The 20,304-nt window shown below is 70.3% G+C and carries 18 protein-coding genes; 12 read left to right on the top strand and 6 right to left on the bottom strand.

Annotated features, from left to right (window positions below; all coding sequences use genetic code 11):
* Positions 1-62 precede the first annotated feature (62 nt).
* From KAK03_RS15565 to dut, 5 genes are all read left to right on the top strand, one after another.
* Entirely contained in the window at positions 63-1,424 is a 1,362-nt protein-coding gene (locus KAK03_RS15565) for a replication-associated recombination protein A (protein WP_210855013.1), read from the top strand.
* Positions 1,425-1,713: 289 nt separating this feature from the next.
* Positions 1,714-2,559 carry an archaetidylserine decarboxylase gene (gene asd, locus KAK03_RS15570; protein ID WP_210855176.1) on the top strand — a complete coding sequence of 282 codons (846 nt, stop codon included), beginning with the start codon at positions 1,714-1,716 and terminating at the stop codon, positions 2,557-2,559.
* A gap of 37 nt (positions 2,560-2,596) precedes the next feature.
* A complete protein-coding gene (locus KAK03_RS15575; protein WP_210855015.1) occupies positions 2,597-3,370 on the top strand; it encodes a UPF0149 family protein in 774 nt (257 codons plus the stop codon).
* Positions 3,371-3,374: 4 nt separating this feature from the next.
* Complete coding sequence (coaBC, locus tag KAK03_RS15580; protein ID WP_210855017.1) at positions 3,375-4,595, top strand: bifunctional phosphopantothenoylcysteine decarboxylase/phosphopantothenate--cysteine ligase CoaBC; 1,221 nt, start codon at positions 3,375-3,377, stop codon at positions 4,593-4,595.
* Positions 4,592-5,041 (top strand): dUTP diphosphatase, encoded by a 450-nt coding sequence (dut, locus tag KAK03_RS15585; protein WP_210855020.1) that lies wholly within the window; start codon positions 4,592-4,594, stop codon positions 5,039-5,041. The genes coaBC and dut overlap by 4 nt, the downstream gene beginning before the upstream one ends.
* On the opposite strand, the gene KAK03_RS15590 is transcribed toward dut, so the two are convergent.
* Positions 5,042-5,560 carry an FKBP-type peptidyl-prolyl cis-trans isomerase gene (locus tag KAK03_RS15590; protein ID WP_210855022.1) on the bottom strand — a complete coding sequence of 173 codons (519 nt, stop codon included), beginning with the start codon at positions 5,558-5,560 and terminating at the stop codon, positions 5,042-5,044.
* A gap of 50 nt (positions 5,561-5,610) precedes the next feature.
* Here KAK03_RS15590 and KAK03_RS15595 point away from each other — a divergent pair, with 50 nt between their 5' ends.
* From KAK03_RS15595 to KAK03_RS15605, 3 genes are all read left to right on the top strand, one after another.
* Positions 5,611-6,732 carry a cupin domain-containing protein gene (locus KAK03_RS15595; protein WP_210855024.1) on the top strand — a complete coding sequence of 374 codons (1,122 nt, stop codon included), beginning with the start codon at positions 5,611-5,613 and terminating at the stop codon, positions 6,730-6,732.
* On the top strand, positions 6,710-7,237 hold the full coding sequence (locus KAK03_RS15600) for a hypothetical protein (protein WP_210855026.1): 528 nt from the start codon (positions 6,710-6,712) through the stop codon (positions 7,235-7,237). The genes KAK03_RS15595 and KAK03_RS15600 overlap by 23 nt, the downstream gene beginning before the upstream one ends.
* 172 nt (positions 7,238-7,409) lie before the next feature.
* Positions 7,410-7,676: a hypothetical protein gene (locus KAK03_RS15605; RefSeq protein ID WP_210855028.1), complete on the top strand. Its 267-nt coding sequence runs from the start codon at positions 7,410-7,412 to the stop codon at positions 7,674-7,676.
* Positions 7,677-7,820: 144 nt separating this feature from the next.
* Here KAK03_RS15605 and bamC read toward each other — a convergent pair whose 3' ends face one another.
* The 4 genes from bamC to KAK03_RS15625 all read right to left on the bottom strand — a co-directional run bounded on the left by bamC (position 7,821) and on the right by KAK03_RS15625 (position 11,849).
* A complete protein-coding gene (gene bamC, locus KAK03_RS15610) occupies positions 7,821-8,984 on the bottom strand; it encodes an NlpB/DapX family lipoprotein (protein ID WP_310738625.1) in 1,164 nt (387 codons plus the stop codon).
* A gap of 68 nt (positions 8,985-9,052) precedes the next feature.
* The gene (gene dapA / locus KAK03_RS15615; protein WP_210855030.1) at positions 9,053-9,937 is read right to left on the bottom strand and encodes a 4-hydroxy-tetrahydrodipicolinate synthase; all 885 of its coding nucleotides are present in this window, start codon (positions 9,935-9,937) and stop codon (positions 9,053-9,055) included.
* Between the two features lie 25 nt (positions 9,938-9,962).
* Complete coding sequence (locus KAK03_RS15620; protein ID WP_210855031.1) at positions 9,963-10,511, bottom strand: class I SAM-dependent methyltransferase; 549 nt, start codon at positions 10,509-10,511, stop codon at positions 9,963-9,965.
* 123 nt (positions 10,512-10,634) lie between these two features.
* On the bottom strand, positions 10,635-11,849 hold the full coding sequence (locus tag KAK03_RS15625) for an MFS transporter (protein WP_210855033.1): 1,215 nt from the start codon (positions 11,847-11,849) through the stop codon (positions 10,635-10,637).
* A 149-nt stretch (positions 11,850-11,998) separates the two neighbouring features.
* Here KAK03_RS15625 and KAK03_RS15630 point away from each other — a divergent pair, with 149 nt between their 5' ends.
* The 4 genes from KAK03_RS15630 to parC all read left to right on the top strand — a co-directional run bounded on the left by KAK03_RS15630 (position 11,999) and on the right by parC (position 18,937).
* The gene (locus tag KAK03_RS15630; RefSeq protein ID WP_210855035.1) at positions 11,999-13,981 is read left to right on the top strand and encodes a DNA topoisomerase IV subunit B; all 1,983 of its coding nucleotides are present in this window, start codon (positions 11,999-12,001) and stop codon (positions 13,979-13,981) included.
* On the top strand, positions 13,956-14,708 hold the full coding sequence (locus tag KAK03_RS15635) for a lytic transglycosylase domain-containing protein (protein ID WP_310738626.1): 753 nt from the start codon (positions 13,956-13,958) through the stop codon (positions 14,706-14,708). Before KAK03_RS15630 ends, KAK03_RS15635 begins: the two co-directional genes overlap by 26 nt.
* Before the next feature lie 100 nt (positions 14,709-14,808).
* The gene (locus KAK03_RS15640; RefSeq protein ID WP_210855037.1) at positions 14,809-16,389 is read left to right on the top strand and encodes a S8 family serine peptidase; all 1,581 of its coding nucleotides are present in this window, start codon (positions 14,809-14,811) and stop codon (positions 16,387-16,389) included.
* Positions 16,390-16,615: 226 nt separating this feature from the next.
* Positions 16,616-18,937, top strand: a complete 2,322-nt coding sequence (gene parC, locus KAK03_RS15645; protein ID WP_210855039.1) for a DNA topoisomerase IV subunit A — start codon at positions 16,616-16,618, stop codon at positions 18,935-18,937.
* Between the two features lie 52 nt (positions 18,938-18,989).
* On the opposite strand, the gene ubiM is transcribed toward parC, so the two are convergent.
* Positions 18,990-20,282: a 5-demethoxyubiquinol-8 5-hydroxylase UbiM gene (gene ubiM, locus KAK03_RS15650; RefSeq protein ID WP_310738627.1), complete on the bottom strand. Its 1,293-nt coding sequence runs from the start codon at positions 20,280-20,282 to the stop codon at positions 18,990-18,992.
* Positions 20,283-20,304 lie beyond the last annotated feature (22 nt).

The raw sequence follows: 20,304 nt of genomic DNA on the forward strand, positions 1-20,304 counted from the left end.
CAAGCCCTGAAAAGCAGCCGTCCGGCCGGGCTATTCGCGCCGACTGCGGCCACAATCCGCGCATGGACCACTCCCAGGACGGCCTTTTCGAAGACCTGCCGGCCCCCGCTGCCAGCGCCGACGCCGCCGCCAATCCGCCGCTGGCCGAACGCCTGCGTCCGGCCACGGTGGACGAGGTGGTCGGCCAGACGCACCTGCTGGGCCCGGGCCGGCCGCTGCGGCTGGCCTTCCAGTCGGGGCGGCCCCACTCGATGATCTTCTGGGGCCCGCCGGGGGTGGGCAAGACCACGCTGGCCCGCCTGACCGCCCATGCCTTCGAGTGCGAGTTCATCGCGCTGTCGGCGGTGTTCAGCGGCGTCAAGGACATCCGCGCGGCGATGGAGCAGGCGCAGCAGCACCAGCGGCGCGGCCGACGCACCATCCTCTTCGTCGACGAGATCCACCGCTTCAACAAGGCCCAGCAGGACGCGCTGCTGCCCTATGTCGAGAACGGCCTGGTCACCTTCATCGGCGCGACCACCGAGAACCCGTCGTTCGAGGTGAACTCGGCGCTGCTCTCGCGCGCCCAGGTCTATGTGCTCAAGCCGCTCAGCGAGGACGAGCTCAAGCAGCTGCTCGAGCGCGCCCGGCGCCAGGTGATGCCCGAGCTGTCGATCGATGCCGCCGCGTCCGACACGCTGGTGGGCTACGCCGACGGCGATGCACGGCGCTTCCTCAACCTGGTCGAGCAGTGCGCCAGCGCGGCGATGGCGGCTGGCGTGGCGGCCATCGATGCGGCGTTCGTCCAGGCGGCGATGGCGCTCAACAGCCGCCGCTTCGACAAGGGCGGCGACGCCTTCTTCGACCAGATCTCGGCGCTGCACAAGTCGGTGCGCGGCTCCCACCCCGACGCCGCGCTGTACTGGCTGTGCCGCATGCTCGACGGCGGCGCCGATCCGCGCTACCTGGCCCGGCGCATCGTGCGCATGGCCTGGGAGGACATCGGCCTGGCCGATCCGCGCGCGATGCAGATCGCCAACGATGCCGCCGCCACCTATGAGCGCCTGGGCAGCCCCGAGGGCGAGCTGGCGCTGGCCCAGGCCGTGATCTACCTGGCCGTGGCCGCCAAGAGCAATGCCGGCTACAACGCCTACAACGAGGCGCGTGCCTTCGTGAAGCAGGACCGCAGCCGCGAGGTGCCACCGCACCTGCGCAACGCGCCCACGAAGCTGATGAAGGAACTGGGCCACGGCCATGCCTATCGCTATGCGCACGACGAGCCCGACGCCTACGCGGCCGGCGAAACCTACCTGCCCGACGGGCTGACCGAGCCCGGCTGGTACCGGCCGGTGCCGCGTGGGCTGGAGCAGCGCATCGCCGACAAGCTGGCGCAACTGCGCCGCTGGGACGACGAGGCGCGCCAGACACCGCCAGCGGCGCCCTGAACCGCCGCATGGCTTGTCCACGGCGGGCGTGAGCAAGCCTGTGGGCAAGTCGTGGGAGAGGCGCGCAAGTGCTTGTCACTGCTGCGCTTTTTCTGGTCTGCCGGGAAATGTGGCAGTTCGGTGACGGCTTGTCCACGGCGCTGCGGAGCAAGCCTGTGGGTAAGTCGTGGGTGGATGCGGCAAGTGCGTGTCGCGCCGTGGGTTTTCCTGGACTGCCCGAAAAGCGGGCAGGCCGGCGCCGAGCGCCTACACTGGCGGGCTCTTCTCGCTGAGTCCCTGCACCGTGTCGCTGTCCGATCGCCTGGCCGTCCTGCCGCAATACCTGCTGCCCAAGCAGGCCCTGACCCAACTGGCCGGCGCCTTCGCCCAGCACCGCGGCGGCGCGCTCACCACGGCGGTGATCCGGCGCTTCATCGCCCGCTACGGCGTGGACATGGCCGAGGCGGCCAACCCCGACCCGGCGGCCTACGCCAGCTTCAACGACTTCTTCACCCGTGCGCTGCGCGACGGGGCCCGGCCGCTGGCCGCCCAGGGCCTGTTGTGCCCGGTCGATGGCGCGATCAGCCAGTTCGGCCCGGTGCAGGGCGACCAGGTCTTCCAGGCCAAGGGCCATGCCTACAGCACGACGGCGCTGGTCGGTGGTGATGCCGCGCTGGCGGCGCGTTTCCAGGACGGCCATTTCGCCACGCTGTACCTGAGCCCGCGCGACTACCACCGCATCCACATGCCTTGCGCCGGCCGGCTGCGCCGGATGATCCATGTGCCGGGCGATCTGTTCTCGGTCAACCCCACCACCGCGCGCGGTGTGCCGGGGCTGTTCGCGCGCAATGAGCGGGTGGTCTGCGTGTTCGACACCGACGCCGGCCCCTTTGTGCTGGTGCTGGTGGGGGCCACCATCGTTGGCAGCATGGCCACCGTCTGGCATGGCGTGGTCAACCCGCCGCGGCCGGGCGAGGTGCGCGAGTGGGCCTACGACGACCAGGATATCCGGCTGGCGCGCGGCGCCGAGATGGGCCGTTTCCTGCTGGGCTCGACCGTGGTGATGCTGTGGCCCAAGGGGCCGCTGCGCTTCAACCCGGCCTGGGTGCCGGGCCGGCCGATCCGCATGGGCGAGCCGATGGCCGGTTTAGCCTGACATGCGACACTGACCCACCCCACCGCAGGAGAGCACCTTGGCCGCGCCGCGCATGAGCACCGACGACGAGATCGACGCACTGGACCGCGTCTGCCAACGCCTGGCCGGCTTCGAGGACGACCTGTCGCTCGAGTGGCTCGACGGCTACATGACCGCCCTGCTGGCTGGCCCGCGGCGCATTGCCCGCGACGAATGGCTGCCGCGCTTGGGCCAGGGCGTGTTCGGCCGCGCCTATGGCGACCCCGAGGACGCCGCGCCCGCACTGGCCGCGATTGACGCCCGCTACGAGGTGCTGGCGCAGCAGCTCGACCCCGACCAGATCCTCGACGACCCGGACGTGCTGCGCCTGGCGCCACTGATGATCGAGCTGACCGACGAGGACAAGCAGCGCCTGGTCGCCGAAGGCCATGTGCAGCAGGATCAGCTGCACCTGCTGGAGCAGACCGGTGAGGTCTGGGCGATCGGCTTCATCGAGGCCACGCGCGACTACCCCGACGACTGGCCGCCGCAGGACATGGAGACCGAGGACGGCCAGCTGTTTGACGAGTGCCTCACGCGCATCGTTTCGCTGACCATGGAGGCCGAGGAGCTGAAGGAAGTCTTCGAGGACCTCTACGACGGCGAGGAACTGAACCGCGACGAACTGGTCAACGAGGCGCTCTATGCCGCCCAGGACCTGCGCCTGTACTGGCTGGACCATGCGCCCAAGCCGGCGCCGCGCCGCGTCGAGGCCCTGCCGGGTCGCAACGACCTGTGCCCCTGCGGCAGCGGCAAGAAGTTCAAGAAGTGCCACGGCGCGCAGATGCAGTGAGACCATGGCTGATCGACTGGATCTGAGCGGCCGCCACATCGTTCTCGGGCTCTCCGGCGGCATCGCCTGCTACAAGGCGGCCGAGCTGGCGCGCGAGCTGGTCAAGGCCGGCGCCACCGTGCAGGTGGTGATGACCGAGGCGGCGACGCACTTCATCACCCCGGTGACCATGCAGGCCCTGACCAACCGGCCGGTCTACACCCACCAGTGGGACCCGCGCGAGGCCAACCACATGGCCCACATCAACCTCTCGCGCGAGGCCGATGCGGTGCTGGTGGCCCCGGCCAGCGCCGATTTCATGGCCAAGCTGGTGCACGGCCGGGCCGACGAGATCCTGTCGCTGCTGTGCCTGGCGCGGCCGGCCGAGCGCGTGCCACTGCTGGTGGCGCCAGCGATGAACCGCGAGATGTGGGCCCACCCGGCCACCCAGCGCAACGTGGCTGCGCTGCGCGCCGATGGCGTCAGCGTGCTGGGTCCGGCCGCCGGCGACCAGGCCTGCGGCGAGGTGGGCGACGGCCGCATGCTGGAGGCGGCCGAGTTGCGCGACGAGCTGATCGCCTTCTTCCAGCCCAAGCGGCTGGCCGGCCAGCGCGTGCTGATCACCGCCGGCCCCACTTTTGAGGCGATCGATCCGGTACGCGGCATCACCAACCACTCCAGCGGCAAGATGGGCTTCGCGATCGCCCGCGCGGCGCAGGAGGCCGGGGCGCAGGTCACGCTGGTCGCCGGCCCGGTGCACCTGCCCACGCCGGCCCATGTGCGGCGGATCGATGTGCAGAGTGCGCTGCAGATGCACGACGCGGTGATGCCGCTGGCCGCCGCGCATGACGTCTTCATCGCCACCGCCGCGGTGGCCGACTGGCGCCCGGTGGCGGCGGCCGAGCAGAAGCTGAAAAAGGACGGCAGCGGCTGCCCGCCGGCGATCGAGATGGTTGAGAACCCCGACATCCTGGCTGCGGTGGCGCGGCTGCCGCAGCGCCCGTACTGCGTCGGCTTCGCGGCCGAGAGCCACGACCTGCTGCGGCACGCACAGGACAAACGCGCCCGCAAGCAGGTCCCGCTGCTGGTGGGCAACCTGGGCCCGGCCACCTTCGGCCAGGACACCAACGCGCTGCTGCTGGTCGATGAACACGGCCACCGCGAACTGCCGCAGGCCGACAAGCTGACGCTGGCGCGTCAGCTCGTGGCCGAGATCGCCACCCGTTTGACCCCACCCACCCGATGACGACGATCGACGTGAAGCTGCTGGACCCGCGCATGGCGGACCAGCTGCCCGCCTACGCCACGCCCGGCAGCGCCGGCCTGGACCTGCGCGCCTGCCTGGATGCGCCACTGGAGCTGGCCCCGGGCCAGACCGCACTGATCCCCACCGGCCTGGCGGTGCACATCGCTGATCCGGGCCTGGCGGCGATGATCCTGCCGCGCTCGGGCCTGGGCCACAAGCATGGCATCGTGCTGGGCAACCTGGTGGGCCTGATCGACTCCGATTACCAGGGCCCGCTGATGGTCAGCTGCTGGAACCGCGGCCACACCGCGTTCACGGTCCAGCCGCTGGAGCGCATCGCGCAGATGGTGATCGTGCCGGTGGTGCAGGCGGCGTTCCGCGTGGTCGACGATTTCGAAGCCAGCGACCGCGGTGCCGGTGGCTTCGGCTCGACCGGCCAGGCCTGATCAGTGCACTGAGCTGCCGGGTGGCGGGCCGCTGAGCACCGCCAGTGGCGAGTCGCCCACGCTGCCGGCGGCCTGCTCCTCGGCGGTGGCCTCGCGCACGCCGCGCACCTTCAGCGCGATGCGCAGCGCGATGCCGGCCAGCGGATGGTTGGCGTCCAGCACCACGTGCTCGGGGTAGATCTCGGTGACGGTGTAGATCAGGCCCTCGGGCATCTCCGAAGCGGCGCCCTCGGGCAGGCCGTCGAAGCGCATGCCGGGCTCCAGATCGGCCGGGAAGAGGGCGCGGCGCTCGAAGCAGACCAGCTCGGCGTCGTAGTCGCCAAAGGCGTGTTCGGGTTCCAGGTGCAGCTGGGTCTCGAAGCCCTCGGCCTGACCGGCCAGGGCCTCCTCGACCTTGGGCAGCAGGTCCTCGCCGCCATAGAAGAACTCGACCGGCTCGTCGAGCTCGTCGATCAGCTGGCCCTGGGCGTCAGACAACGTCCAGGTGAGCGTCACGACGCAAGGGGAAGTGATGTCCATCAACGGATCATCGCACAGCCCCTGCGGCGGCCGCGCGACAATCCGGGCCCATGGACATCGATCAAGCGCTGCCGCTGCTCGGCGGCCTCTCTCCCGCGGCCTTCATGCGCCGCTACTGGCAGAAGAAGCCCTTCGTCATCCGCCAGGCCGTGCCCGGCGTGGTGCCGCCGCTGCCCCGCGCCGAGCTGTTCGAGCTGGCCGGACGCGAGGACGTGGAGTCGCGCCTGCTGCAGCAGTCACCCACCACCTGGACCCTGCGCCACGGACCGTTCACGCGTCGCCAGATTCCGCCGCTGGGCAAGCCGGGCTGGACGCTGCTGGTGCAGGGGCTGGACCTGCATGTGCCGGCGGCCCATGAGCTGCTGTCGCGTTTTCGCTTCGTGCCCGAGGCGCGCCTGGACGATCTGATGATCAGCTACGCCAGCGATGGCGGCGGGGTCGGGCCGCACCTCGATTCCTACGACGTCTTCCTGCTGCAGGTCAGCGGCCGGCGACGCTGGCGCATCGGCCCGGTGAAGGACGCGCAACTGCTGCCCGACAAGCCGGTGAAGATCCTGGCCAACTTCCAGCCCACCGAGGACCTGGTGCTGGAGCCCGGCGACATGCTGTACCTGCCGCCGCGCTGGGGCCACGACGGCATCGCCGTGGGCGACGATTGCATGACCTGCTCGATCGGCTTTCGCACGCCCACGCCCACCGAGACCGCGCGCGAGGTGCTGCAGCGCATGGTCGACGCGCTGGAGCCCGACACCGACGAGCCGCACTACCGCGATCCGGCCGGCAGCGCCACGGCCACGCCGGGCCTGATCCCGCAGGCGCTGCAGCACTTCGCGCAGAAGGCGGTGATCGAGGCGCTGAACGACGCCCGCAGCCTGGCCTGCGCGCTGGGCGAGACCCTGACCGAGCCCAAGGCCATCGTCTGGTTTGATGGCGGCGAGCCGCTGGCGGCGGGGCAGGGCGCCCGGCTGGATGCGCGCTCGCGCATGATGTACGACGAGCACCATGTGTTCATCAACGGCGAGTCCTTCCGTGCCGGCGGCCGGGACGCGCGGCTGATGCGGCAGCTGGCCGATGCGCGGCGACTCTCCGCGGCGCAGCTGGCGCAGCTCAGCCAGGCCGCACGGGCACTGATCGACGAGTGGGCCTGTGATGGATGGGTCCGAGCCGACTGAGGCCGATGCCTGGCCGCAGGCCCCGGGCCGGCTGAACTGGACGGGCCGTGAGGCCTGGGCCGATGCGGTGGCGCGCCTGGTCGATGGCCTGGAGGCGGCGCGCGTCACGCGGCTGTGCTGGATCACCCAGGACCCGCTGTCCTGGCCCTGGGAACAGGCCGAGCTGCTGGAACGCCTGGCACGCTGGGCGCGCCCTGCCGGCCGGCAGTGGCTGTGGTTGGGCACGGACTTCGAGCCGGTGCGCCACGGTGCGCCGCGCCTGATGCGCTGGCGCGCCACCTGGGACCATCGGGTACAGTGTCTGGCGGTCGAGGAGGCGCGCCTGCTGGAAGGCCGCGAGTGCCTGCTGGCGCAAGGTCTGGGGTTGATCGAGCGCGTGCCGGGCCCGCAGGTGCAAGGCCGCATCTGCACCGATCCACGTGAACTTGTCCTCAACGCCCGGTGGATTGATGCAGTTTCGCAACGCGCCACCGTGACGTTCCCCGTGACAACCATCGGCATCTAGGGACTCTACCTAGAGTGGGTATAATGTAAGGCTAGGCACAGGATTGATCTGCCGCGCTCGTTGGGCGCCCGGCCGTCCTGGTCTGTGTCGAGGAGGAGGTTCGCCAGAACAGCGGGCCTTCAGAACTACCGGTATTTCTGTTCGTCCCCCACTTTTCTCTTTGAGGAACTTCATGAACAAGTCGCTCCTGCTGGCCTCCCTGATCGCTGTCGCTGCCCTGGCCGCTTGCGGCAAGAAGGCTGAAGAAGCTGCCCCGGCCGCTGCCGCCGCCGTCGCTTCCGCCGCCGCCCCGGTGGCCGACGCCGCCGCTTCGGCTGCCGCTCCGGTGGCTGACGCCGCTGCCTCCGCCGCTTCGGCCGTTGCCGATGCCGCCAAGGACGCCGCTGCTGGCGCCGTGAACGCCGCCGCTTCGGCCGCCATGGACGCCGTCAAGAAGTAATCCTTCTTCCGCGCCAGTGAAAGCCGCCTTCGGGCGGCTTTTCTTTTTGGCCGCATGGCACACGCAAGAAAGCCGCCCGAGGGCGGCTTTGTGCTGTGTGCGGCCGCGCGTGGGGCCATGCCGACCCCACGCCTGGCCTGGGGATCAGCGGCGCAGTTCGGTCAGCAGCAGCGAGGCCACGCGGCGCGCGTTCTCGGACGCGTCGGGGCGGCCCTCGGCGTCCAGCACGTTCACCGCGGTGCTGCCATCGGGTTGCGACTTCAGCGCCAGGCGGAAGCGGGCCAGCTGCACGGCATCCTTGGCGCCGAACAGCTTGGCGAAGAAGCTCGGCTGATCCTCGCTGGCGGTGGACGGATCGGCAAAGCGCACGAAGTAGGTGGCCTGGCCGCGGTCGCGGTCTTCCACCGTGAAGCCGCTGCGGTCCAGGGCCAGGCCGACGCGGCGCCAGGTGCGCTCGAGGTCTTCGGTCACGCGCAGTGCGGCGCCAGGCTGGCCGCTCAGTTCCTCGGCGCGCGACGACACGGCGGCCGGCGCGGCCGCCGCCACCGCTGGCGCCGCCGGGTTGGCCTTGGCATCCTTGGCGGCCTGCTCGGGGGCGCCCAGCGCCAGCATCAGGCGCGAGAGCATCTCGGCCTCGAGCTGCGGGTCGCTGGCGCGGGGCGTCCAGACCAGGTTGTCCTCGCGCGTCTGGCTACTGAAGACCTCCTGCACGCCCCGGTGGCTGATCAGGATCTCGGTGCCGCGGGCGGTGCGCTCGATGCGGGTGCGGAACTTGTCGCGCTCGCCGGTGGAGTACAGCGAGTCGATGATCTTGCCCAGGGTGTTGCGGATCAGGTCGTCAGGAATCTTGGCGCGGTTCTCGGCCCAATCGGTCTCGAAGACGCCGGTCTCGGGGCTGTCCTTGACCAGCGTGAAGCCCATGTCCTGCCAGAACTGGCGGATGCGCGGCACCAGCTGCTCGGGGGACTGCGGGGTCACCAGCCAGCGCGTGTTGCCTTCGCGCTCCATGCGGATCGAGCCGACCTGGTTGGGTGCGGCGGTGGGGGCGGTGGCTGCGGCCGTGCGCGAGCCGCCAGCCTGCTGCAGCTGGTTCGCGCTGACGGCGCCCGATTGCGGCAGGAAGCGGCCATCGCGGTTGAGCGGCGTCAGGTCGGGCGGCACTTCGAGCGGGTTGGTCTTGCGCGCGGCCCGGCCATAGTCGATCTTGTCGCCACCCAGCGTGCTCTCCAGGGCGCTGCACCCTGCCAGCCCGACGATCATGAGCAGGACGGCGGCACGCAGGGGCGTCGAGGCGAAGGCTTGTTTCACTGAAGCGGTCTCCAAGAGAGCCGACGGACCGGTGCTCGGTGCGGCGGCTCGGAACAGGTGAGGGGGGATCAGGCCAGCAGCCCGGCGTCGCGCATCGCGCTGCCGACCAGGGCCTGGCCGGCATCGCTCAGCGGGGTGAGCGGCAGCCGCACGGTAGTGCCGCAGCGACCCAGCTGGGACAGGGCCCACTTGGCGGGGGCCGGGCTGTTCTCGCAGAACAGCTGCTTGTGCAGCGACAGCAGCAGGAAGTGGATGCGGCGGGCGGTGGGAATGTCACCGCTGAGCGCCGCGGCGCACATCTCGTGCATCAGGCGCGGCGCCACGTTCGCCGTGACGCTCACGTTGCCCGCGCCGCCCAGCAGCATCAGCGCGATCGCGGTGCCGTCATCGCCGGAGAAGACCTTGAAGCCGGCCGGTGCGTGCTTGATCAGCCAGGCGGCGCGCTCGATGTTACCGGTGGCTTCCTTGATGCCGAAGACGCCGGGGATGGTGGCCACGCGCAGCGTGGTCTCGGGCAGCATGTCCGCCACCGTGCGACCGGGCACGTTGTAGACCATCACTGGAATGTCCACCGCCTCGGCGATGGCCTTGAAGTGGCGGTACATGCCCTCCTGCGAGGGCTTGTTGTAGTAGGGCACGACCTGCAGCGTGCAGTCGGCACCCACCTGCTTGGCGTAGCGGCTGAGCTCGATGGCCTCGGTGGTGCTGTTGGCGCCGGCGCCGGCCATGATCGGGATGCGGCCCTTGGCGTGCTCGACGGCCACACGGATGATCTCGAAGTGCTCCTCGAAGCTCACCGTGGCGGATTCACCAGTGGTGCCAACCACGCAGATGGCATCGGTGCCTTCGGTGACATGCCAGTCGATCAGCGCGCGCAGGCGGTCGTAGTCGACACTGCCGTCTTCGTGCATCGGCGTCACCAGCGCCGGGATGCTGCCTTGAATGGATCTCATCGTGATTCCTTGCGAATGGTGGATTCTAGCCACCCGGTGCAACGGCCCAGACCGGCAGATGGTGCACCGCGTCATCGCGCTGCGCGGCGATGCGCTGGACCACCCGCTCGGGCGACGGCAACTGCCCGCACTCATAGCCCAGCACCTGCAACTCGCGACAGGCCTGCAGCAGCTCTGCCGGTTGCAACAGGAAATCCGGACGTGACGGCCGGCCCAGGCGCTCATGTCCGGCGCCAAAGGTCTCGTAGACCAGCCGACCGCCCGGCGCCACCGTGTCGATGATCGCCGGCAGCAGCGGGCGCCACAGGTAGTTGGTGACGACCACCAGGTCGAAGCGGCGGCCCGCCAGCGGCCAGGGCCCGGACTCGATATCTGCGTGCAGCAGCTCGCCCAGGCCCTGCAGGCCGGCCAGGGCCTGTTCGTCGCGGTCGACGCCGGTGACCTGCCAACCCTGCTGCGCCAGCCAGCGCAGATGCCGCCCGCGGCCACAGGCCAAGTCGAGCGCGCGGCCCGGCGCGAGCCCGGTGCACCAGCGGCGCACCCAGTCCGACGGCGGCGTGGGCGTGTCGTGCATCAGAAGCAGGCCCACAGGCGGTCGGCCAGGTCTCGAACCAGGTGCGGGCTGAGGTAGGCCAGGAAGACCAGCAGCAGCGCGCCCAGCACCAGCGTCCAGGTCAGCAGCCTCACCCACATGGTGTCAGGCGGCAGCGGGCCGCAGCAGCGGCGTTTCGCGCACCGGCTGGTTGGCCAGCGCCGCGAAGATGCCCAGCGCCACCGCGATCCACCACACCGGCGTGTAGCTGCCGGCGCGGTCGTATATCCAGCCGCCCAGCCACACGCCCAGGAACGAGCCCACCTGGTGGCTGAAGAACACCACGCCTCCCAGCATAGACATGTACTGCACGCCGTAGACCTGGGCCACGATCGCGTTGGTCGGCGGCACGGTGGACAGCCACAGCACGCCCATCGTCGCGGCGAACAGGTAGACGCTCATCGGCGTCAGCGGAGCGGCCAGAAAGATCACGATCACCGCCGAGCGCAGCAGGTAGATCGCCGAGAGGATGTGGCGCTTGGGGAAGCGCTGGCCCAGCACACCGGCGCCGTAGGTGCCGAAGACGTTGAACAGGCCGATCAGCGCCAGCGCCGTGGTGGCCACCGAGGGGTCCATGCCCTGGTCGCGCAGGTAGCTGGGCATGTGCACGCCGATGAACACCACCTGGAAACCGCAGACGAAATACCCGGCGGTCAGCCAGCGGAAGCTGCCATGGCCGAAGGCCTCGCGCAGCGCGGCACCAATGCTCTGCTGCGGCCGCGCGGCCCCGCCGGCCAGGCCAGGCTCCTTCAGGCCCAGCGCCAGCGGCATGATCGCCAGCGCGGCGCAGCCCAGCACGAACAGCGCGCTCTGCCAGCCCCAGGTGGCGATCAGCCAGCTCTCCACCGGCACCATCATGAACTGGCCGAAGGAACCCGCTGCCGCGGCCACGCCCATCGCCCAGGAGCGCTTCTCGGGGGCGACGTTGCGGCCGATCACGCCGTAGACCACGGCGTAGGTGGTGCCGGACTGGGCGATGCCGATCAGCAGCCCGGTGGCCCCGGTGAAGGCCAGGCCCGAGGTGGCCAGCGCCATCAGCACCAGGCCCAGTGCATAGAGCAGGGCGCCGACCAGCAGCACCCGGAAGGCCCCGAAGCGGTCGGCCAGCGCGCCGGCGAACGGACCGGCGGCGCCCCAGGCGATGTTCTGCACCGCCAGCGCGAACGAGAAGGTCTCGCGCGTCCAGCCGCGGTCCATGGTGATCGGCTGCAGCCACAGCCCGAAGCCGTGGCGGATGCCCATCGACAGTGTCACGATCAGCGCGCCGCACAGCAGCACCTGGGTCATGGACAAGGGGCGGCGGTCGGCGGCGGTGCTCATCCAGGCACTGTAGCCCAGCGGCGCGCCCGGCGATGCACAGCAGGGTATTGCTGTCGCCTGCGTGACAGCCTGGGGAGGTAGACTGTATGCACATCCAGGCCGTCTGTTCCGTCGATGGCGACGGCAGGCTGCTGCCTACAATTTCCCGCATGGCCACCCGTTCCGCTTCCCCTTCGCCCGAGTATGGCGAGGCCTCGATCCGCGTCCTCAAGGGCCTCGAGCCCGTCAAGCAGCGCCCGGGCATGTACACCCGGACCGACAACCCGCTGCACATCATCCAGGAAGTCATCGACAACGCCGCCGACGAGGCGCTGGCCGGCTTCGGCAAGCGCATCGCGGTGACCTTGCACACCGACGGCTCGGTCAGCGTCGACGATGACGGCCGGGGCATCCCCTTCGGCCTGCACCCTGAAGAGCAGGTGCCGGTGGTGGAGATCGTCTTCACCCGGTTGCATGCTGGCGGCAAGTTCGACAAGGGCGCCGGCGGTGCCTACAGCTTCTCGGGCGGCCTGCATGGCGTGGGCGTCAGTGTCACCAACGCGCTCGCGAAGCGGCTGCAGGTGGCGGTCTGGCGCGATGGCCAGGCGGCCCAGCTGGCCTTCTCGGGCGGCGACGTGGTCGAGCCGCTGGTGGTGCGCGCCGCGCAGGCCGGTGAGCGCAAGAAGGGCACCTCGGTACGCGTCTGGCCCGACGCCAAGTACTTCGAGAGCGCCGAACTGCCGCGCAGCGAGCTGACCCACCTGCTGCGCAGCAAGGCGGTGCTGATGCCCGGGGTGACGGTCACGCTCACCACCGAGAAGACCGGCGACACCCAGACCTGGCTCTACAAGGGCGGCCTGCGCGACTACCTGCAGCAGGCGCTGCCGGCCGACCCGCTGATCCCGCTGTTCGAGGGCGCGCACTACGCCGGCGCCAACGAGGACGAGAACTTCGCCGAAGGCGAGGGCGCCGCCTGGTGCGTGGCCTTCACCGAGGATGGCGCGCTGCTGCGCGAGAGCTATGTCAACCTGATCCCCACGGTCGCCGGTGGCACCCATGAGGCCGGGCTGAAGGACGGTCTGTTCACCGCCATCAAGGGCTTCATCGAGATGCACTCGCTGCTGCCCAAGGGCGTCAAGCTGATGCCCGAGGACATCTTCGGCCGCGCCAGCTTCGTGCTCAGCGCCAAGGTGCTGGACCCGCAGTTCCAGGGCCAGACCAAGGAGCGCCTGAACAGCCGCGACGCGCTGCGTCTGGTGTCCGCCTACGTGCGCCCGGCGCTGGAGCTGTGGCTGAGCCAGCATGTCGAGCACGGCCGCAAGCTGGCCGAGCTGGTCATCAAGCAGGCCCAGACCCGCCAGCGCGCCAGCCAGAAGGTGGAAAAGCGCAAGGGCTCCGGCGTGGCCGTGCTGCCCGGCAAGCTCACCGACTGCGAGAACCGCGACATCGCGCTCAACGAGCTGTTCCTGGTTGAGGGCGACTCGGCTGGCGGCAGCGCCAAGATGGGCCGCGACAAGGAGACCCAGGCCATCCTGCCGCTGCGCGGCAAGGTGCTCAATGCCTGGGAGGTGGAGCGCGACCTGCTGTTCAAGAACAACGAGATCCACGACATCTCGGTGGCCATCGGCGTCGACCCGCATGGGCCCAACGACACGCCGGACCTCTCCGGCCTGCGTTATGGCAAGGTCTGCATCCTCTCGGACGCCGATGTCGACGGTTCGCACATCCAGGTGCTGCTGCTGACGCTGTTCTTCCGCCATTTCCCAAAGCTGGTCGAGGCCGGCCATGTGTACGTGGCCAAGCCGCCGCTGTTCCGTATCGACGCCCCGGCGCGCGGCAAGAAGCCCGCGGCCAAGCTGTATGCGCTGGACGAGGGCGAGCAGGAGGCGGCGCTGGACAAGCTGCGCAAGGAAGGCGCCCGCGAGGGCAGCTGGAGCATCAGCCGATTCAAGGGCCTGGGCGAAATGAGCGCCGAACAGCTGTGGGAAACCACGCTGAACCCCGACACCCGCCGCCTGCTGCAGGTGGGTTACGGTGCGATCGGCTTCACCGCCACCGTCGAGGCCTTCGGTCGGTTGATGGGCAAGGGCGAGGCCGCGTCGCGGCGCGAGCTGATGGAGATCCACGGTGACAGCGTCGAGATCGACGTCTGAGCGCTGCGCCCGGCTGGCCGGGGCGCTGCTGGGCGCCGCGTGGCTGCTGGGCCCACTGGCGGCCTCGGCCCAGACGCCGCTGTACGGCTACGTCGATGGCCACGGTGTGGCCCACCTGGCCCAGCAGCCGCTGGACACGCGCTTCGAGCCACTGCTGCGCGAGCGGGGCGACTCGCGCGTGCGGGTGCCTGGCAAGTCGATCGACCGCGGCAGCCTGCTGACCTGGCTGGAGTTCGCCCCCGAGGTCAAATCGCTGATGCCCTTGATGCGCCAGGCGGCCGAGTCCAGCGGGCTGGACGTGGAACTGCTGAAGGCGGTGATCGCGGTGGAATCGGGCTTCCGGGCCGACCAGGTCTCGCCCGCCGGGGCGATCGGCCTGATGCAGCTGATGCCGGCTGCTGGTGAGCGGTATGCCACCCGCGGCGAACGCGCGGCCGCACCGGTCGAAACCCTGCTGCGCGACCCGCGCCACAACCTCACCATCGGCTCGCGGATGCTGGCCGACCTGTGGCGGCGCACCGGCAGCATCGATGCGGCGCTGGCGGCCTGGAACGCCGGTGAAGGGCGGGTGCGCAAGGCTGGCAACCGGGTGCCCGACATTGCCGAGACCCGCGCCCATGTCCACCTGGTGCTGGAGCTGTACTGGTCCTTGCTGCAAAGCAGCCAGTCGCAGCGGGCGCGCAGCCTGCGATTCGCGTCGGGGTCATCGGTCGCCCATCCGGAGTGACCCTGTGTCCAGCGCCGCCCTTCGAAGTTGGGGGGTTGACGCTGCCAGGGGTGGTCCGGGACAGTCGGACGCTTCGCGTTACCCGACTGAGGATCCCGTCATGTCCATCCCCTCGTTCAAGCTCAGCCGCCTGTGTGTCGCCGTGGCCATCGCCGCGCCCGCCGCGCTGGTTGGCAGCGGTGCCGTGGCCGCTGAAGCCACCGTCAAGCTGATCGTCAACCATGGTCAGGCCAGCACCATGGCCGTGGGCAGCCACGCCAGTGCCGTGGGCGGCCGCGTCACGCGCGACCTGTCGCGCCTGGGCGCCACCGCCGTGGAAGTGCCGGCCAGCAAGGTCGCTCAGTTCAAGGCCCTGGTGGGCGCGGCCAATGTCGAGGTCGACGCCGAGCGCACCCTGCTGGGCCAGCGCGTCGGCCCCACGGCCACGCCGGTCCTGCGCGGCGCTGCCATTGCCGGCACCGAGGTCGCGCCCTACGGCATCCCGCTGGTGCAGGCCGACAAGGTCAAGGGCACCGGCGCCTGGCAGCCCGTGGTCTGCATCATCGACTCGGGCATCGACGGCCGGCACGAGGACCTGAAGAAGAACACGATGTCGGGCAAGAACTTCACCACGTCCGGCAAGTGGAATACCGACGAGAACGGCCACGGCACCCACGTCGCCGGCACGATCGCCGGTGTCGACAACCAGATCGGCGTGGTCGGCGTCAACGGCAAGAACCAGGTCATCCTGCGCATCAACAAGGTCTTCGACGCGGGCGGCAGCGCCTCGTCCTCGACCGTGGCCGACGCGATGATGGACTGCCTGGACTCGGGCGCCAACGTGGTGTCGATGTCGCTGGGCGGCTCGTCGTCCACCGCGGTCGAGAAGAACGCTGCGCAGGCGCTGGACGCCGCGGGCATCCTGACCATCGCTGCGGCCGGCAACGGCGGCAACACCGCCATCTCCTACCCGGCCGGCTTCAAGGAAGTCGTCTCGGTGGCAGCGGTCGATGCCAACAAGGCCTGGGCCACCTTCTCGCAGTTCAACGCCGACGTCGAAATCGCCGGCCCCGGCGTGCTGACGCTATCGTCGGTGCCCACCGGCACCGGCGTGATCGGCAGCCTGACCGTGGATGGCACCGCCTATGAAGCCATCGCAATGACCGGCTCGGCGCAGGGCAGCGTCTCGGCACCGCTGTACGACTTCGGCCTGGGCCAGACCGATGACACCGGCGTGGCCGGCAAGGTCTGCCTGATTTCGCGCGGCGTGATCACCTTCGCCGAGAAGGTGACCCGTTGCGAGGCCAACGGTGGCGTGGGTGCGGTGATCTACAACAACGCGCCGGGCAACTTCGCCGGCACGCTGAATGGCGCCCCGACGACCATCCCGTCGATGAGCCTGTCGCAGGCCGATGGCGCAGCGCTGCTGGCCATTGCCGGCTCGAGCGCCAACGCGGCTGTCGCGATCTCGAACTACGCTTACAACAGCGGCACCTCAATGGCCACGCCGCACGTCTCCGGCGTGGCGGGCCTGGTGTGGAGCTTCCACCCCGAGTGCACGGCAGCGCAGATCCGCAAGGTGCTGAACAACACCGCGATGGACCTGGGCGACCCGGGCCGCGACGACAAGTTCGGCAATGGCCTGGTGCAGGCCAAGGCCGCGCTGCAGAAGCTGGAAGGAGGCTTCTGCGCCGCCAACTGATGAGCGCTGACCGTGCCGCTGGCGGCACGGTCCCCTGTGCGCCCGACGGGCCGCCCGATCCCTGTGATCCGGCGGCCTTTCTCATTGGCGATCAGGTGCGCCCGGGCCGGTAAGATGGCGGGCTGCGTCCGGGTCGTTCGGCCCGGCGCCGGAAGGCTGTGCGGACCGCCGGGGTCCGCGCTGGCGTGGGCCACTGGCCCGTGGGCCTTCCCCTTCAACAAGCACCATGTCCGACCAAGCCGATCTGTTCTCTGCGCCCGCCGCTCCGGCGGGCGATGCCATCACGCTGGCGCACTACGCCGAACGCGCCTACCTGGAATACGCGCTCAGCGTGGTCAAGGGCCGGGCCCTGCCTGATGTGACCGATGGCGCCAAGCCGGTGCAGCGCCGCATCCTGTACAGCATGCAGCGCATGGGCCTGGGCTTTGGCGGCTCGGGCGGTGCGCCCAAGCCGGTCAAGAGCGCCCGCGTGGTGGGCGATGTGCTGGGCAAGTTCCACCCGCATGGCGACACCGCGGCCTATGACGCGATGGTGCGCATGGCGCAGGACTTCTCGCTGCGCTACCCGCTGATCGATGGCCAGGGCAACTTCGGCAGCCGCGACGGCGACAGCGCGGCCGCGATGCGCTACACCGAGGCGCGCCTGGCCCCGATCGCCCGCCTGCTGCTCGACGAGATCGACGAGGGCACGGTGGACTTCGTGCCCAACTATGACGGCGCGTTCGAGGAACCCCGCCAGCTGCCGGCACGCCTGCCGTTCGTGCTGCTCAACGGCGCCAGCGGCATTGCGGTGGGCATGGCCACCGAGATCCCCAGCCACAACCTGCGCGAGGTGGCCGCCGCCGCGGTGGCCCTGATCCGCGACGACCAGCTGTCCGATGACGCGCTGTTCGAACTGCTGCCCGGCCCCGACTACCCCGGCGGTGGCCAGCTGATCAGCAGCGACGCCGAGATCCGCGAGGCCTACCGCAGCGGTCGCGGCAGCCTGAAGCTGCGTGCGCGCTGGAAGATCGAGGACCTGGCGCGTGGCCAGTGGCAGCTGGTGGTGACCGAACTGCCGCCGGGCACCAGCGCGCAGAAGGTGCTGGAGGAGATCGAGGAGCTCACCAACCCCAAGGTCAAGACCGGCAAGAAGGCGCTGACCCAGGAGCAGACGCAGCTCAAGGCGGCCATGCTGGCGGTGCTGGACGCCGTGCGCGATGAATCCAGCAAGGACGCCGCCGTGCGGCTGGTCTTCGAGCCCAAGAGCCGCACCGTGGAGCAGTCGGAACTGGTCACCGCGCTGCTGGCCCACACCAGCCTGGAAAGCAACGCCCCGGTCAACCTGACGATGGTGGGCCTGGACGGCAAGCCGGTGCCCAAGAGCCTGCGCCAGATGCTGACCGAGTGGGTGGCTTTCCGCCAGACCACGGTGCAGCGCCGCACCCGCCACCGCCTGGACAAGGTGCTCGACCGCATCCATGTGCTCGAGGGCCGGCAGCTGGTGCTGCTGAACATCGATGAGGTGATCCGCATCATCCGCGAGAGCGACGAGCCCAAGACGGCCCTGATCGCCCGTTTCTCGCTGAGCGACCGCCAGGCCGAGGACATCCTCGAGATCCGGCTGCGCCAGTTGGCCCGGCTGGAGGCGCTGCGCATCGAGCAGGAGCTCAAGGGCCTGCGCGAGGACCAGGCGAAGCTGGAGGACATCCTGGGCAGCCCGGCCACGCTCAGGCGCACGCTGATCAAGGAGATCGAGGCCGACGCCAAGCAGTTCGGCGACGAGCGCCGCACGCTGATCCAGGCCGACAAGCGCGTGGTGGCCGAGGTCAAGATCGTCGACGAGCCGGTGACCGTGATCGCCAGCCTCAAGGGCTGGGTGCGCACGATGAAGGGCCATGAGGTGGACGTGGCCAACCTGTCGTTCAAGGCCGGTGATGGCCTGTACGGCACCTTCGCCTGCCGCAGCGTCGACACGCTCTATGTGCTGGGCAGCACCGGCCGCGCCTTCAGCATCCCGGTGGCCAGCCTGCCAGGCGGCCGCGGCGATGGCGTGCCGGTGACCAGCCTGATCGATCTGGAGCCGGGCACCCAGGTGGCCCACCTGATGGCCGGCCCGGCCGAGCAGGTGGTGCTGCTGGCCAACACCGGCGGCTTTGGTCTGCTGGCCCGCCTGGGTGACCTGGCCAGCCGGCAGCGGGCCGGCAAGAGCTTCCTGAGCCTGGAGCCGGCGGACCGCCTGCTGCCACCGGTGCCGGTGGCCTCGACGCATGCCAACGTCGCCTGCCTGGCGATGGACGGCCGGCTGCTGGTGTTCCCGCTGGCCGAGCTGAAGTTGCAGAGCAACGGCGGCCGCGGCCTGACGCTGATGGACGTGGACGCCAAGGCGCCGCTGGTGTCGGCCGCCACCTGCGGCGACAGCCTGCGCGTGCTGGGCAGCGGCCGCGGCGGCAAGGACAAGGACGAACTGGTCAAGGGCGCGGCCTTCGCCCACCATCTGGGCAAGCGGGCCCGCAAGGGGCACAAGGTCGAGGGCGTGATGAAGGTCGCGCGGGTCACCGCCGCCTGAGCGGCCGTGCGTCCGGCAGCGGGGCGCGCACCGCCCCGCGCATGCCTGACGCTCAGCGCAGCAGGTCGGACAGCGGCGGCAGTTTGGGCAGCTTCGGCAGGGCAGGCAGCTGCGGCAGCGGCGGCGCCTTCAAATCGCCCCACGGCGTCTTCAGCCGGTCGCCGGTCAGCTGGCGCGTGACCGCGCTCTTGATCGGCGGCACCCAGTTGGTCACCCGCACGATCGCCTCGCGGGCCAGCTGGGCGGGCGCCGTGTCGGTGGTGAAGAGCTTGACCACCAGGTTGGTGCCCAGGTAGATCGGCAGCGTCACGCGGCGGTGTTCGTCCGCATAGGCCTGCAGTGCCCGGGCGTCGCCCAGGTCGCGGCCATCGGCGCGCGCCTTGGCGAGTTCGGCCGCCAGCACCTCGATGCCGTAGAGACCGAAGTTGTAGCCGTGCGCGGTGACCGGGTGCATGCCCACGGCGGCGTCGCCGATCAGCGCGAAGCGCTCGGCGCAGAAGCGCTGCGCGTAGACCGCCACCAGCGGGTAGGCGTGGCGCTGTCCAGCCAGCTCCAGCCGGCCCAGGCGATGACCGAAGGCGGCGTCCACCTTGTCGGCGAACTCGGCCTCGGGGGCGGCCATCAGCGCGGCGGCGCCGTCGCTGGTGACGGTCCACACCGCCGAGCTCTGGCGGCCAGCCATCGGCAGCATGGCCAGCGTGTGGCCGTGCAGGAAGCATTCGTGGGCGGTGCCGTCGTGTTCCAACTCGTGGCGCATGCGCGCGACGATGGCGGTGCGGCCGAAATCCAGCATGCGCGCACCGATGCCGGCCATGCGGCGCACGGTGGAGAAGCGGCTGTCGGCGGCGATCACCAGCGGGGCGCGCAGCCGTTGGCCACTGGCCAGCGTGACGCTGGCGCCGCTGGCGTCGCGGTCCAGCGCGGTGACGCGGGCGTCGCCGGTGATCGTGACCCGCTCGGCGCGCGCGCTGGCACCCGCAAAGCAGGCTTCGCGGATGCGGTGGTTGGGCACCAGCCAGCCCAGTTGCTCGTGGCCGTCGGCGCGGCCATCGAAGGGCAGCACCATCGGTGATTCGCCATTGGTGACCTGGGCGGCCCTCAGCGGTGCGATCTCGTCGGCCGGCAGGCGCTCCCACAGGCCCAGCTGGGTGAGGATGCGGCGGGCGCGGTGGGTCAACGCGATGTCGCGGCCATCTTCCGGCGGCGCCACCAGGCTGTCGCGCGGGGCCTGCTCAAGGACATGGCTGCGGATGCCGGCATCCGCCAGCGCGCAGGCCAGCGCCAGACCGGCAGGGCCGGCGCCGACGATCAGCACGTCGGTATCGAAGGAGGTGGAATCGCTCACGGCAGAACTTTCGCGGCAGGTC

This window comes from Ideonella alba (assembly GCF_018069845.1).
Taxonomy (GTDB): Bacteria; Pseudomonadota; Gammaproteobacteria; order Burkholderiales; family Burkholderiaceae_C; genus Ideonella; species Ideonella alba.

Bases quoted from the DNA above. Each gene is read 5' to 3' on its own strand.
- KAK03_RS15565 (WP_210855013.1), top strand. From the start codon at position 63: ATGGACCACTCCCAGGACGGCCTTTTCGAAGACCTGCCGGCCCCCGCT.
- coaBC (WP_210855017.1), top strand. From the start codon at position 3,375: ATGGCTGATCGACTGGATCTGAGCGGCCGCCACATCGTTCTCGGGCTC.
- dut (WP_210855020.1), top strand. From the start codon at position 4,592: ATGACGACGATCGACGTGAAGCTGCTGGACCCGCGCATGGCGGACCAG.
- KAK03_RS15590 (WP_210855022.1), bottom strand. From the start codon at position 5,560: ATGGACATCACTTCCCCTTGCGTCGTGACGCTCACCTGGACGTTGTCT.
- KAK03_RS15595 (WP_210855024.1), top strand. From the start codon at position 5,611: ATGGACATCGATCAAGCGCTGCCGCTGCTCGGCGGCCTCTCTCCCGCG.
- KAK03_RS15600 (WP_210855026.1), top strand. From the start codon at position 6,710: ATGGATGGGTCCGAGCCGACTGAGGCCGATGCCTGGCCGCAGGCCCCG.
- KAK03_RS15605 (WP_210855028.1), top strand. From the start codon at position 7,410: ATGAACAAGTCGCTCCTGCTGGCCTCCCTGATCGCTGTCGCTGCCCTG.
- dapA (WP_210855030.1), bottom strand. From the start codon at position 9,937: ATGAGATCCATTCAAGGCAGCATCCCGGCGCTGGTGACGCCGATGCAC.
- KAK03_RS15620 (WP_210855031.1), bottom strand. From the start codon at position 10,511: ATGCACGACACGCCCACGCCGCCGTCGGACTGGGTGCGCCGCTGGTGC.
- KAK03_RS15625 (WP_210855033.1), bottom strand. From the start codon at position 11,849: ATGAGCACCGCCGCCGACCGCCGCCCCTTGTCCATGACCCAGGTGCTG.
- KAK03_RS15630 (WP_210855035.1), top strand. From the start codon at position 11,999: ATGGCCACCCGTTCCGCTTCCCCTTCGCCCGAGTATGGCGAGGCCTCG.
- KAK03_RS15640 (WP_210855037.1), top strand. From the start codon at position 14,809: ATGTCCATCCCCTCGTTCAAGCTCAGCCGCCTGTGTGTCGCCGTGGCC.
- parC (WP_210855039.1), top strand. From the start codon at position 16,616: ATGTCCGACCAAGCCGATCTGTTCTCTGCGCCCGCCGCTCCGGCGGGC.